Origin of the sequence: Pseudomonas thermotolerans DSM 14292, from assembly GCF_000364625.1 — a bacterium.
Classification (GTDB): Bacteria; Pseudomonadota; Gammaproteobacteria; order Pseudomonadales; family Pseudomonadaceae; genus Aquipseudomonas; species Aquipseudomonas thermotolerans.
Map to the genome: position 1 here is coordinate 102,131 of NZ_KB822604.1, position 14,092 is coordinate 116,222.

Here is a 14,092-nt window from a genome sequence, read left to right on the forward strand (position 1 = left end):
CCTGTTGTTTTGAAGTTCCGGAAGGCGTTGGGACCCGTTCCTCGACACCTGCCGGTGAGCCTGGCCAACGCACTGGCGAAGTCTGGCAAGGTCGGAGGCGTGATTACAACTTTTCCGGTTGCCCTCACGCCCCGCACCCTTTAGCCCTGGATCTCCCGCAGCGTCAGGTCGAGGCACAGACGTGCCTTGGTGACCAGCTCGTCGATCTCCTCGCGGGTGATCACCAGCGGCGGCGCGATGATCATGGTGTCGCCCACCGCGCGCATCACCAGGCCGTTGTCGAAGCAGTGCCCGCGGCAGATCATGCCGACGGCCAGCTCCTCCGGATAACGCTTGCGGGTGGCCTTGTCCTTCACCAGCTCGATCGCGCCGAGCATGCCGACGCCGCGGACCTCTCCCACCAGCGGGTGGTCGGTCAGCTCACGCAGACGAGCTTGCAAATACGGTGCCGTTTCCGTCCTGACCCGTTCGACGATCTTCTCCTCGCGGAGGATGCGGATGTTCTCTAGGGCCACTGCAGCGGCCACCGGATGGCCGGAGTAGGTGAAGCCGTGATTGAAGTCGCCGCCCTCGTTGATCACCTCGAAGACCTTGTCGCTGACCACCAGGCCGCCCATGGGCACGTAGCCGCTGGTCAGGCCCTTGGCGATAGTCATCAGGTCCGGCCGGTTGCCGTAGTAGTCACTGCCGAACCACTCGCCGGTACGCCCGAAACCGCAGATCACCTCGTCGGCGACGAACAGGATGTCGTACTTGGCGAGGATCTCGCGGATGCGCGGCCAGTAGCTGTCCGGCGGAATGATCACCCCACCGGCGCCCTGGATCGGCTCGGCGATGAAGGCGGCGACTTTGTCCTCGCCGACTTCCAGGATCTTCTTCTCCAGCTGGTCGGCGGCCCAGATGCCGAACTCCTCGGGGCTCATGTCGCCGCCCTCGCCGAACCAGTACGGCTGCGGGATGTGCACGATGCCGGGAATCGGCAGGTCGCCCTGTTCGTGCATGTACTTCATGCCGCCCAGGCTGGCACCGGCCACGGTGGAGCCGTGGTAGCCGTTGACGCGGGCGATCACCACCTTCTTCTCCGGCTGCCCCTTGCATGCCCAGTAGTGGCGGACCAGGCGCAGCATAGTGTCGTTGCCTTCCGAACCAGAGCCGGTGAAGAACACATGGTTCAGGCCCGGCGGGGTGATCTCGGCGATGGTCTTGGCCAGCTCCAGTACCGGCGGGTGTGCGGTCTGGAAGAAGGTGTTGTAGAACGGCAGCTCGCGCATCTGCCGGCTGGCCGCCTCGACCAGCTCCTCGCGGCCGTAGCCCACCGCGATGCACCACAAACCGGCCATGCCATCGAGGATCTTGTTGCCCTCGCTGTCCCACAGGTGCACGCCCTTGGCCTTGGTGATGATCCTCGGGCCCTTCTCGTGCAGCTGCTTGTAGTCGGAAAATGGCGCCAGGTGGTGACGCTGGCTCATTTCCTGCCACTGGCGGGTTTGCGGGTTGTTGATCTGATTGGTCATTACTTCACCTCGGAGTTGTCGGCCGGGACCGGTGCAGTCCCGACCCCCATTCATACGGAGAGCAGCAGGAACTCACGCTCCCAGGAGCTGATCACGCGCTTGAAGTTCTCGTGCTCGGCGCGCTTTACCGCGACGTAGCCGCGCATGAATTTCTCGCCCAGATACTTTTCGGCGTCCTTGCAGGCCTCCATGCGCTCCAGGGCACTCTCGATGGTCACCGGCAGGCGCAGGTTGCGGCGCTCGTAGGCGCGCCCCTTGACCGGCGCGCTGGGCTTGATTTGCTCGACCATGCCCATGTAGCCGCAAAGCAGGGAGGCTGCCAGGGCCAGGTAGGGGTTGGCGTCGGCACCGGCCAGGCGGTTCTCCACGCGGCGGTTCTGCGGGCTGGCTTCCGGCACGCGCAGGCCGACGGTGCGGTTTTCCTCGCCCCACTCGACGTTAACCGGCGCCGAGGTGTCCGGCAGGAAACGGCGGAACGAGTTGACGTTCGGCGCGAACAGCGGCAGCAACTCGGGGATGTACTTCTGCAGCCCGCCGATGTGGTGCAGGAACAGCTCGCTCATGGTGCCGTCGGGGTTGGAGAAGATGTTCTTGCCGGTCTTGATGTCCACCACGCTCTGGTGGATGTGCATGGCGCTGCCCGGCTCGTCGGTGATCGGCTTGGCCATGAAGGTGGCCGCCACGTCGTGCTTGAGCGCCGCCTCGCGCATGGTGCGCTTGAACACCAGAATCTGGTCGGCCAGGTGCAGCGGCTCGCCGTGACGGAAGTTGATCTCCATTTGCGCCGGACCTTCCTCGTGGATAAGGGTGTCCAGGTCCAGACCCTGCAGCTCGCACCAGTCGTACATGTCCTCGAACAGCGGGTCGAACTCGTTGGCGGCGTCGATGGAGAAGCTCTGCCTGCCGGTCTCCGGACGCCCGGAGCGGCCGATCGGCGCTTCCAGGGGGAAGTCCGGGTCGGAGACCCGCTTGGTCAGGTAGAACTCCATCTCCGGCGCCACGATCGGCAGCCAGCCCCGGTCGGCGTACAGCTTCAGCACCCGCTTGAGGACGTTGCGCGGCGACAGCTCGATGGGACTGCCCTGCTTGTCGAAGGTGTCATGGATCACCATGGCGGTGGGCTCGACGGCCCAGGGCACCATGAACACGGCATTCGGGTCGGGGCGGCAGAACATGTCGATGTCCGCCTCGTCGAGCAGCTCGTAATAGATGTCGTCCTCGACGTAGTCGCCGGTGACGGTCTGCAGGAGCACGCTCTCGGGCAGGCGCATGCCACCCTCGGCGATGAACTTGTTGGTTGGCGAAATCTTGCCGCGGGCAATGCCGGTCAGGTCGCTAATCAGGCATTCCACTTCGGTAATCTTGCGTTCTTTCAGCCAGCTGGAGAGCTGGTCAAGGTTGGTACTCATAGAGACCTCAGGGTTAAGAGCCACAACTGTTATAGCTGAGCTCAGCGTTGCCCCGCCCTCCTTCTGCAGGCCTCGCCAAAGGCCCGGAAGATGACGAGATAGACAGGGTTGGTGCGCACCTGCCACTCCGGATGCCACTGCACCCCGAGCGCGAAGCTGCTGGCGCCCTCGACGGAAACCGCCTCGATGAGGCCGTCGGGGGCCACCGCCTCGACACGCAGGCCGGGCGCCAGACGATCGATGCCCTGGCCATGAATGGAGTTGACGTGGATTTCCTCGGGCAGGCCGAGCCCGGCCAGCAGGCCACCCGGCTGCACGCGCAGCGGATGGCGCGGAGCGTATTGCACCTCGACCGGTTCGTTCTCCGGTTCGCGGTGATCCATGAAGGGACCGACCTCGTGGACGCGCTGGTGCAGGGTGCCGCCGAAGGTCACGTTCATCTCCTGGAAACCACGGCAGATGCCGAGCACCGGCACGCCAGCCTCCACCGCGGCGCGCAGCAGCGGCAGGGTGGTCTGGTCACGGGCAGAATCATGAGGGGTACCGGGCGCACTGGGTGCGCCACCGTACAGACGGGGTTCGATATTGGACGGAGATCCGGTGAACAGCAAGCCGTCCAGGCTATCGAGGAGGACTTTCTGGTCAAGCAGGTCGCCCAGCGCCGGAATCACCAGCGGCAGTCCTTCCGCCCCTTCAACCACCGCCCGGACGTACTTGTCACCGACGATGTGATAGGGGTGCGGACCGATCTGCTTGGTACAGGCACTGACGCCGATCAATGGCAGACGAGCCATGGCACACCGTTTTATTGCTGTTATCGGTTTTTCTCGAGCTTAGCCTTGTTCATTTTTTTACACAATACGTCCGTAAAAAATCACACACACCCCGTTGAACCCCGCGCCGCGCATGGCTCGGAAGCCTTCTCCGGCGCCCCAAAATGACCCAAAAACCTTGCTAAGGCACTGATTTAGGGCAATTTATGCCCCGCTTGACAGTCGCCAAGCTTTACGATTGACTCAGGCTGTGTCAGTCGAATGATTGATATTTTTAACAATAAAGGTGTTTCATCATGTCGGTACCCCCGCGTGCCGTTCAGCTCAACGAAGCGAACGCGTTCCTTAAGGAACATCCTGAGGTCCTGTTCGTCGACCTTCTGATTGCAGATATGAATGGCGTCGTGCGTGGCAAACGCATCGAACGCACCAGCCTCCACAAGGTGTACGAGAAGGGCATCAACCTGCCCGCTTCCATCTTCGCCCTCGACATCAACGGTTCCACCGTGGAAAGCACCGGCCTGGGCCTGGATATCGGCGACGCCGACCGCATCTGCTTCCCCATCCCCGGCACCCTGAGCCGGGAACCCTGGCAGAAGCGCCCCACCGCGCAGTTGCTGATGACCATGCACGAACGGGAGGGCGAGCCATTCTTCGCCGACCCCCGCGAAGTGCTGCGCCGGGTGGTGCAGAAGTTCGACGAACTGGGCCTGACCATCTGCGCGGCCTTCGAACTGGAGTTCTACCTGATCGACCAGGAGAACGTGAACGGCCGCCCGCAGCCGCCGCGCTCGCCGATCTCCGGCAAGCGCCCGCACTCCACCCAGGTGTACCTGATCGACGACCTGGACGAATACGCCGACTGCCTGCAGGACATCCTGGAAGGCGCCAAGGAACAGGGCATTCCGGCCGACGCCATCGTCAAGGAAAGCGCCCCGGCGCAGTTCGAGGTCAACCTGCACTACGTGCCGGATCCCCTTAAAGCCTGCGACTACGCGGTGCTGCTCAAGCGTCTGGTGAAGAACATCGCCTACGACCACGAGATGGACTCGACCTTCATGGCCAAGCCCTACCCAGGCCAGGCCGGCAACGGTCTGCACGTGCACATCTCGCTGGTCGACAAAGAGGGCCGCAACATCTTCGCCAGCGAGGATCCGGAGAAGAACGAGGCACTGCGCCACGCCCTGGGTGGCGTCCTCGAGACCATGCCGGCCTCGATGGCCTTCCTCTGCCCGAACGTCAACTCCTACCGGCGCTTCGGCGGCCAGTTTTACGTGCCCAACGCGCCGAGCTGGGGCCTGGACAACCGCACCGTGGCGCTGCGGGTGCCGACCGACAGCCCCGATGCGGTACGCATCGAGCACCGCGTGGCCGGTGCCGACGCCAACCCCTACCTGATGATGGCGGCAATCCTCGCCGGCATTCACCACGGCCTGACCAACAAGATCGAGCCGGGCGACCCCATCGAGGGCAACGCCTACGAACAGCTCGAGCAGAGTCTGCCCAACAACCTGCGCGACGCCCTGCGCGTGCTGGACGACAACGAGATCCTGGCACGCTACATCGATCCGAAGTACATCGACATCTTCGTCGCCTGCAAGGAAAGCGAGCTGGCCGAGTTCGAGCACTCGATCTCCGACCTGGAGTACAACTGGTACCTGCACACGGTGTAGCGCCACGTCCGCAGAACGCCGGCCATCTGGCCGGCGTTTTTCTGCGTGCACCCACCGTACCGGGCTGGCGCGCCCCCCAAAAAGCCCTCCAGCTCGCCGGTGAGCGCTCAGGGATGCGCCCTGCCGGTGTGACATTTGCACAGTATCGATTGCACCCCCGGAGTTAGTATCCTGAGGTTCAGCGCCCCATGCTGCCGGACAGGGCTCGTCCCTCCGCGCAGCGAAGGCGTCGTCTATCCCAAACTGTCGCGGCCCGAGGACCGGACCGCTTGCATAGAGGTCGATATGTCGCGCTTGCTGGCTGCATTGCTGTTGGCCCTGACGCCCGTCCTTGCCCTCGCCGAGGATCTCATCCGCGTCTACAACTGGAACGACTACATCGCCCCCGGGGTGCTCGCTGAGTTCGAGCAGGAAACCGGCATCCGGGTCGAGTACCACACCTACAGCACCATCCAGGAGCTGCTGGAGACCCTCGACCGCGGCGAAGCCATCGACGTGGCGGTGCCCTCCAACGACTACCTGCCCGGGCTGATCGCCGCAGGCAAACTGCAGCCGCTGGACTTCAACCGCCTGCCCAACCGCCGTCACCTCGACCGCCAACTGCTCAGCAAGCTGACCGCCAGCGACTCCGGCAACCGCTATGCCCTGCCCTACCTGTGGGGCGCGGTGGGTCTGGCGATCAACGAGCCCCAGGCCCAACAGGCCTGGGGCGGCCCGCTGCCGCACAGCTGGAGCCTAGTCTTCGACCCCGAGCAGAGCGCCCGTCTGGCCGGCTGCGGGATCAGCGTCCTCGACGCCCAAGCCGAAGTGATGACCATCCTGCTCAACTACCAGGGGCACAGCCCGACGCGCACCGCACCGCGACAGATCCAGCGCGCCGGACAGACCCTCGCCAAGCTGCGCCCGCACCTGCGCTACGTGGATAGCGAGCGCTACATCGAAGACCTGAAGAACGGCCAGCTGTGCCTGGCGGTGGCCTGGATGGGCGACGCCCTGGTCGCCGCCGATGCCGGCCAGCCGATCCGCTTCGTCATCCCCGAGGAAGGCACCAGCCTGTTCATCGACAACCTGGTGATCCCCAGCACCGCACGCCGACCCGACCTCGCCCACCGCTTCATGGACTACCTGATGCGCCCCGAGGTGGCCGCGCGGATCAGCGCCGAAACCCTGTTCCCCACCGCCAACGCCGGCGCCCGCGAGTACCTCAGCGAGACTCTGGAAAAGCATCCCGAGCTGAACCCGGACCGCGAGACCAAGCGCCGCCTGTTCCTCATCGAGCCGCTTCCGGACAAGCTGGCCGCCACCCGCGAAGCCACTTGGTCGCAATTCCGCAACAACCTCTGAGCGCCGACCGGCGCCCCAGCCGACAGGCGGGGCGCACGGGCTTGCCGGCAGCGCCGCGCCTGACGTCCAATAGCTGCCCCCGGGCCCGGAACCACCACCATGCCGCCACGTCCCGCCAGCACCCGCAAGCCGCGCGCCAGCAGCCAGGCACGCATCGCCGTGATCCTCGATGCCGCGCGCGCCCTGCTCACCGAACAGGGCGTGGCCGGGCTGTCCATCTACGGCGTGGCGGAACGCGCGCAGATCCCACCTTCCTCGGTCTACCACTTCTTCGCCAGCGTACCGGCCCTGCTCGAGGCGCTCACCGCCGACGTGCATGCCGCCTTCCGCGCCGCCCTGCACCAGCCGGTGGAGCACGCCGCGCTGCGCGACTGGCGCGATCTGGCGCGCCTGGTGGAGCAACGCATGCTGGCGATCTACGCCGCCGACGCCGCCGCCCGCCAGCTGATCCTCACCCAGCACGGCCTGGCCGAAATCACCCGCGCCGACCAGCAGCACGACCTCGAGCTCGGCCAGCTGCTGCAGCAGCTGTTCGAACGCCACTTCGCCCTGCCGCCGCTGCCGGCGGACGTCGACGTCTTCGCCCTGGCCCTGGAGCTCAGCGACCGGATCTACGCGCGCTCGGTGCAGCTGCACGGGGTGGTCAGCCCGCGCCTCGCCGAGGAAGGCATGCGGGTGTTCGAGGCCTACCTGGGCCTGTACCTGCCGCCGCACCTGCCGAAGCGCGAGCGGCCACTGGAGCAGCTTCAGATAGCCTCGAGATAAGTTCGATATTTATCCGTTTTCTTATCGTGATACGTAATCCGATAGATAAATTTCGCTACTAAATTCGATTTTTATCGACTATAAAATCGTCACTCGCCGACTTTCACCGTGGCGTTACCGGTCTCTGCTAGGTTCAGTAGACCTTCTCGCAACCGCACTCACGAGGTTCGCCCCATGTCCCGCATCGTCACCGTCGCCGCCACCCAGATGGCCTGCTCCTGGGATCGCGCCGCTAACATCGCCAATGCCGAGAAACTGGTGCGCCAGGCGGCCGCCCAGGGCGCGCAGATCATTCTGATCCAGGAGCTCTTCGAAACCCCCTACTTCTGCCAGAAGCCCAACGCCGACTACACCCAGCTGGCCACCCCGGTGGATGAGAACCCGGCCATCGCGCACTTCCAGAAGGTCGCCGCCGAGCTGCAGGTGGTACTGCCGATCAGCTTCTTCGAACGGGCCGGCCGCGCGCGCTTCAACAGCATCGCGATCATCGACGCCGACGGCAGCAACCTGGGCATCTACCGCAAGAGCCACATCCCGGACGGCCCCGGCTACCACGAGAAGTACTACTTCAATCCGGGTGACACCGGGTTCCAGGTCTGGCAGACCCGCTACGCGAAGATCGGCGTCGGCATCTGCTGGGACCAGTGGTTCCCCGAGTGCGCGCGCAGCATGGCGCTGATGGGCGCGGAGATTCTCCTCTACCCGACCGCCATCGGCAGCGAGCCGCATGACCCGAGCATCAACTCCCGCGACCACTGGCAGCGCGTCCAGCAAGGCCACGCCGGCGCCAACCTGATGCCGCTGGTGGCCAGCAACCGCATCGGCAAGGAAGAACAGGACGGCTACGACATCACCTTCTACGGCTCCTCGTTCATCGCCGACCAGTTCGGCGCCAAGGTCAAGGAGCTGAACGAGAGCGAGGAAGGCGTGCTGGTGCACAGCTTCGATCTCGACGAGCTGGAGAAGATCCGCACCGCCTGGGGCGTGTTCCGCGACCGCCGGCCAAACCTGTACTGGCCGATCGCAACCCTGGACGGCGAGAACCCCTCGGAATAACCGGCCCAGCCGCGCCCCGGAGCGTCCGGGGCGCCGCCGAACAAGGAGTGCCCATGACCACCCTAAGCTCTACCCCGCGCGCCGACGGCTTCCGCATGCCCGCCGAGTGGGAACCGCACAGCCAGACCTGGATGATCTGGCCGGAGCGCCCGGACAACTGGCGGCTCGGCGGCAAGCCGGCCCAGGCCGCCTTCACCGCGGTGGCCAAGGCCATCGCCCGTTTCGAGCCGGTGACCGTGTGCGTGTCCGCCGGCCAATACGAGAACGCCCGCGCGCGCCTGGACGATCCGCGCATCCGCGTGGTGGAGATCAGCAGCGACGACGCCTGGGTGCGCGACACCGGGCCGACCTTCGTGATTGACGACCAAGGTAGCGTGCGCGGCGTGGACTGGACCTTCAATGCCTGGGGCGGCCTGGACGGCGGCCTCTACGCCAGCTGGGTGCGCGACGACCAGGTGGCCAGCAAGATCCTCGAGGTCGAGCGCTGCGACCGCTACCGCACCGAAGGCTTCGTTCTGGAGGGCGGCTCCATCCACGTGGACGGCGAAGGCACCCTGATCACCACCGAGGAATGCCTGCTCAACCGCAACCGCAACCCGCAGCTGTCCCGTGAGCAGATCGAAACGGTGCTGCGCGAACACCTGGCGGTGGACACCATCATCTGGCTACCGGAAGGCCTGTACAACGACGAGACCGATGGCCACGTCGACAACTTCTGCTGCTTCGTGCGCCCCGGCGAGGTCTTGCTGGCCTGGACCGACGACCCGGCCGACCCCAACTACCCGCGTTGCCAGGCGGCGCTGCGCGTGCTGGAGCAGGCGCGCGACGCCCGCGGCCGCTCGCTGCAGGTGCACAAGCTGCCGATCCCCGGCCCGCTGTACGCCACCGCGGAGGAGTGCGCCGGAGTCGACCGGGTGGCCGGCAGCCAGCCGCGCGATCCCTCGGTGCGCCTGGCCGGCTCCTACGTGAACTTCCTGATCGTCAACGGCGGGATCATCGCGCCGCGCTTCGACGATCCCAAGGACGCCGAGGCCGAGGCCATCCTCCGCCGAGTGTTCCCCGAGCATGAGGTGGTGATGGTGCCGGGCCGGGAGATCCTCCTGGGCGGCGGCAACATCCACTGCATCACCCAGCAGCAGCCGGCCCCGCAGCGTCGCTGAGAGCGGCCGGCCGCAGGACGGCGCTCCGCCTCAGCCGCTCACCACGCGGTTCTTGCCCTGCCGCTTGGCCTGGTACATGGCCGCGTCGGCCCGGCTGTAGAGGGCGTCCAGGGACTCGTCCTGGGGCGTCAGGTCGGCCAGGCCCATGCTCACGGTGATCCTCAGCCGCTGGCCGTCGACCTGCAGGGCCAGGCGCTGGATCTCCCGCTGCAGGCGCCGGGCGATCTGCCCGGCGAGGGCCGAGTCACAGTGCGGCAGCAGCACGGCGAATTCCTCGCCGCCAATCCGTCCGAACAGGTCGCCGCGGCGCAGCGCGGCGCTGCTGCACCTGGCGATGCCCTGCAGCACCTGATCGCCGACCTGATGGCCGTGGCTGTCGTTGATCCGCTTGAAGTCGTCCACGTCGAAGAGCAGGAAGGCCAGCGGCATGCCGGCCTGGCGCGCGGCATCGAACTCGCGCCGGGCGCACTCGAAGAAGTAGCGGCGGTTGTAGCTCTGGGTCAGCGCGTCGGTGATGGCCAGGTTCTGCAGCTCGCCCTCCAGCTGCTTCTTGTCGGTGATGTCCTCGGCGATGCCCACCAGGATGGGGCCGGTGCCGTTGTAGGTGTGGTGGCTGACGAAACACTTGTCGCTGATCCAACGCAGCTCGCCCTCGCCGCGCAGGATGCGGTACTCGCGCTCCTCCAGGGCGCCCTTCTCCAGCGCCTCCGCGAGACTGCCCACGGCGTACTCCAGGTCGTCCGGGTAGATGCTGTTGACCCACTCGTTGAAGTCCGCCAGCAGCAGCGCGGCGGAACGCCCGAAGATGCGCTCGTAGGCGGGACTCACGTAGATCATCTTGCGATTCGGCCAGTCGAGCACCCAGAGCACCGCGTTGATGCTGCCCAGCAGGCCGCTGATCAGCTGCTCGCGCTCGCGCAGGCGCTCCACCTCGGCCCGGCTGTGTATGAGCGCCAGGGTGAGTTCTTCCAGCTCACTGGGTACCGAGGTCTTCTCTTCCATTAGAAAATCCGATCGAGGTTGCGGGACTTCCCCGGAGCATATCGCGTCTCCCCGGACGCCGGCAGACAGTCTGTCGCCTGCCGCCCAGGCATGAAAAAGGCCACCTGCCCGGGAGGACAGGTGGCCTGGTGCGTGACGGGCCGGTCAGACCGCCGCGGCGGGACGCAGCGAATAGGTCTTCAGCTGCTCGGCGAAGTCTCGCAGCGACTGGATGCCGCTGCTTTCCGCGTCCACCACCCACTGCTTGATGGCTTCCAGCATCTCGTGGCCGTTGGCGCTGGTACGCGCCCAGATCTGCTGCAGCGCCAGGCGCTTCTCGTAGATCACCTTAAGAGCCTGGCTCTGCGCCAGCAGGTCGGCGATGCGCGCCTGGTGGCGTTCCTCCAGCAGGCTCGGCTCACGGGCCAGCAGGCGCTTGGCGCGGCGGAACAGGTGACGCACCGAGGCGTCGGCCTTGGCCAGCTCCTGCTTGACCAGCGGGGCGATCACCAGCTTGCGGTACTGGGCCATGATCTGGAAGCGGTTGTTGAGGATCGCCAGGGCGGTGTCCATGTCCAGGCTGCGCTTGCCCTCGACCCGGTGGGCGATGGGCGCGACGCGCTGCACCTTAGCCAGACCAAGGAAGCTGAACAGCTTGATCCACGCCCAGCCCAGGTCGAACTCCCACTTCTTCACCGACAGCTTGGCGGAGTTCGGATAGGTATGGTGATTGTTGTGCAGCTCCTCGCCGCCAATGATGATGCCCCAGGGCACCAGGTTGGTGGCGGCGTCGCGGCACTCGAAGTTGCGGTAGCCGATGTAGTGGCCGAGGCCGTTGACCACCCCGGCGGCCCAGAACGGGATCCACATCATCTGCACCGCCCAGACGGTCAGGCCGAGGGCGCCGAACAGGGCCAGGTCGATCAGCGCCATGAGGGTCACGCCGCCGATCGGGAAGCGACTGTAGACATGCCGCTCGATCCAGTCGTCCGGGCAGTTCTTGCCATAGATGCGCAGAGTTTCCTGGTTCTTCGCCTCTTCGCGGTACAGCTCGGCGCCCTTGCGCAGTACCGTGCCCAGGCCCTTGATCACCGGGCTGTGGGGGTCGTCGACGGTTTCGCACTTGGCGTGGTGCTTGCGGTGGATGGCGGTCCACTCGCGGGTGTTCATGCCGGTGGTCATCCACAGCCAGAACCGGAAGAAATGCTTGAGAGCGGGATGCAGCTCCAGGGCCCGATGGGCCGAATAGCGATGCAGGTAGACGGTGACCGATATGATGGTCACGTGGGTAAGGATCAGGGTGACGGCAACCAGTTGCCACACCGACAGGTCGAGAAGACCGTTGTACCACATAGAGCGGGGTGCCTCGGGAGGGGTGAATGAGGTAGATTTGTCGCACAAACCTGCAAGCATTATGTCTGACTGGGTTCAGAAAACCAGCCGATCTTTTTGATCAGAATGTGTTCTGCAGGGCCATAATCAAACAGCCTTGCGTCCCTATCCCATGTCCCAGCTCTCAAGCGCGCTGCGCCTGACCCTGATCTACCTGCTGCTGGCCGGCGCGTGGATCTTCCTCGGAGCCGCCCTGACCCACGCCCTGCCGCTCGGCGGGCTGACCAGCGAGAAGGTCTACCTGCTGCGCCACGTTGCCTTCGCCCTGCTTTCCGCCCTGGCCCTGTACGCCCTGCTGCGCGCCCATGAACGCCAACAGCAGCGCTACCGACGCGAGCTACACCGCCACGACGAGCGCCTACGCCAGGCCGCCGTGGTGTTCGAGGCCACCCAGGAGGGGGTACTGGTTTCCGACGCGCAGATGCGCATCATCCACGTCAACCCGGCGTTCACCCGCATCACCGGCTACCGCGAGGACGAAGTGCTCGGCCAGACCCCGCGCGTGCTCAAGTCCGGGCGCCACGACCAGGCCTTCTATCAGGCGATGTGGCAGTCCATCGCCAAGACCCGGAGCTGGAGCGGCGAGATCTGGAACCGCCGCAAGAACGGCGAGATCTACCCGCAGTGGCAGAACCTGCGCGCCATCCAGGACGAGTCGGGGCGCACCACCCACTACGTCGCGGTGTTCTCCGACATCAGTGCCATCAAGCACTCGCAGAGCGAGCTGGACTACCTGGCCCACCACGACCTGCTCACCGATCTGCCCAACCGCCTGCGGTTCGTCGACCGCGTCGAGCACGCCCTGGAATACAGCCGTCTGCACCAGAGCGGCGGCGCGGTGATGATCCTCGACCTCGACCACTTCAAGTACATCAACGAAAGCTACGGCCACAACAGCGGCGACCAATTGCTCAAGGCGATCGGCCAGCGGCTGCGCGCCCATCTGCGCGAAGGCATCACCCTGGCCCGCCTGGGCGGCGACGAGTTCGCCGTGCTCTACGAGGACTGCCAGTCGCCGATCCAGGCGGCGGCGCTGGCCAGAAACCTGCTGGAGGCACTGCAGGCGCCCATCGAGATCGACAACCGGCCGCTGGTGGTCTCCGGCAGCATCGGCATCAGCCTCTACCCGCGCGATGCCCAGTCGGTGGAGCAGCTGCTGCGCAACGCCGACTCGGCGCTGTTCAAGGCCAAGAGCGAAGGCCGCCAGACCTTCGTGTTCTACCACCAGGAACTCACCGCGCTGTCGCGCCAGCGCATCGAGCTGACCATCGCCCTGCGTCAGGCCCTGGACAGAGGCCAGCTGCGCCTGTACTTCCAGCCCATCGTCGACCTGCACAATGGCCGCCAGGTGGGCGCCGAGGCGCTGTTGCGCTGGCAGCATCCGGAGCGCGGTCTGGTGCCGCCGGGGGAATTCATCCCGCTGGCCGAGGAAACCGGGCAGATCGCCCAGCTCGACATCTGGGCGCTGGAACAGGCCTGCCGGCAACTCGCCGCCTGGCCGCACCTTGAGTTCCTCGCGGTGAACATCTCCAGCCGGCTGTTCGGTCGCAGCGAGCTGGACAGCCAGGTCGCCGAGATCCTCGCCCGCACCGGCGCCGAGCCGCGGCGTCTGGAGCTGGAGATCACCGAGAGCGCGGTGATGGACGACCCGGACGCCGCCCTGGAGCTGATGCGCCGCCTGCGCCAGCTGGGTGTGCGCCTGGCGATCGACGACTTCGGCACCGGCTACTCGTCGCTGGCGCGACTGAAGGAGATGCCGGTGCAGAAGCTGAAGATCGACCAGAGCTTCGTCCAGGGCCTGGCCGACGACGGCCCCGACCTGGCGATCGTCAACTCGGTGATCACCCTGGGCCATAGCCTGGGCCTCAAGGTGCTCGCCGAAGGCATCGAGCAGCCGGAACAGGCAGAGCGCCTCTGCCAGCTGGGCTGCGACTTCGGCCAGGGCTACCTGTTCGGCCGTCCGCAGCCGGCCAGCCCGGAACAGCTCACCCAGGGGGCCACCTGAGCCTGGCTGGCGCAGCGTCT

The 14,092-nt window shown here is 65.8% G+C and carries 11 protein-coding genes; 6 read left to right on the top strand and 5 right to left on the bottom strand.

Features of this window, described 5'->3' with window-relative positions:
* Positions 1-140 precede the first annotated feature (140 nt).
* From H165_RS0106580 to H165_RS0106590, 3 genes are read right to left on the bottom strand one after another with little or no spacing between them, the layout of a single operon-like run.
* Entirely contained in the window at positions 141-1,514 is a 1,374-nt protein-coding gene (locus H165_RS0106580) for an aspartate aminotransferase family protein (RefSeq protein WP_017938121.1), read from the bottom strand.
* A gap of 50 nt (positions 1,515-1,564) precedes the next feature.
* On the bottom strand, positions 1,565-2,923 hold the full coding sequence (locus H165_RS0106585; protein ID WP_017938122.1) for a glutamine synthetase family protein: 1,359 nt from the start codon (positions 2,921-2,923) through the stop codon (positions 1,565-1,567).
* 41 nt (positions 2,924-2,964) lie between these two features.
* On the bottom strand, positions 2,965-3,717 hold the full coding sequence (locus tag H165_RS0106590) for a gamma-glutamyl-gamma-aminobutyrate hydrolase family protein (RefSeq protein ID WP_026146411.1): 753 nt from the start codon (positions 3,715-3,717) through the stop codon (positions 2,965-2,967).
* A 275-nt stretch (positions 3,718-3,992) separates the two neighbouring features.
* On the opposite strand from H165_RS0106590, the gene H165_RS0106595 reads away from it, so the two are divergent.
* The 5 genes from H165_RS0106595 to aguA all read left to right on the top strand — a co-directional run bounded on the left by H165_RS0106595 (position 3,993) and on the right by aguA (position 9,694).
* The gene (locus tag H165_RS0106595; protein ID WP_026146412.1) at positions 3,993-5,369 is read left to right on the top strand and encodes a glutamine synthetase family protein; all 1,377 of its coding nucleotides are present in this window, start codon (positions 3,993-3,995) and stop codon (positions 5,367-5,369) included.
* 285 nt (positions 5,370-5,654) lie between these two features.
* Entirely contained in the window at positions 5,655-6,713 is a 1,059-nt protein-coding gene (locus tag H165_RS0106600; protein WP_017938125.1) for an extracellular solute-binding protein, read from the top strand.
* 99 nt (positions 6,714-6,812) lie between these two features.
* Positions 6,813-7,478, top strand: coding sequence for a TetR/AcrR family transcriptional regulator (locus H165_RS0106605; RefSeq protein WP_017938126.1), 666 nt, complete (start codon positions 6,813-6,815; stop codon positions 7,476-7,478).
* A gap of 174 nt (positions 7,479-7,652) precedes the next feature.
* A complete protein-coding gene (aguB, locus tag H165_RS0106610) occupies positions 7,653-8,534 on the top strand; it encodes an N-carbamoylputrescine amidase (protein ID WP_017938127.1) in 882 nt (293 codons plus the stop codon).
* A 53-nt stretch (positions 8,535-8,587) separates the two neighbouring features.
* Entirely contained in the window at positions 8,588-9,694 is a 1,107-nt protein-coding gene (gene aguA / locus H165_RS0106615) for an agmatine deiminase (RefSeq protein WP_017938128.1), read from the top strand.
* A 30-nt stretch (positions 9,695-9,724) separates the two neighbouring features.
* Here aguA and H165_RS0106620 read toward each other — a convergent pair whose 3' ends face one another.
* Positions 9,725-10,696: a GGDEF domain-containing protein gene (locus H165_RS0106620; RefSeq protein ID WP_017938129.1), complete on the bottom strand. Its 972-nt coding sequence runs from the start codon at positions 10,694-10,696 to the stop codon at positions 9,725-9,727.
* 144 nt (positions 10,697-10,840) lie between these two features.
* Positions 10,841-12,028, bottom strand: a complete 1,188-nt coding sequence (gene desA, locus H165_RS0106625; RefSeq protein WP_017938130.1) for a delta-9 fatty acid desaturase DesA — start codon at positions 12,026-12,028, stop codon at positions 10,841-10,843.
* 151 nt (positions 12,029-12,179) lie between these two features.
* Here desA and H165_RS0106630 point away from each other — a divergent pair, with 151 nt between their 5' ends.
* Positions 12,180-14,072 carry a putative bifunctional diguanylate cyclase/phosphodiesterase gene (locus H165_RS0106630; RefSeq protein WP_017938131.1) on the top strand — a complete coding sequence of 631 codons (1,893 nt, stop codon included), beginning with the start codon at positions 12,180-12,182 and terminating at the stop codon, positions 14,070-14,072.
* Positions 14,073-14,092: the final 20 nt, after the last annotated feature.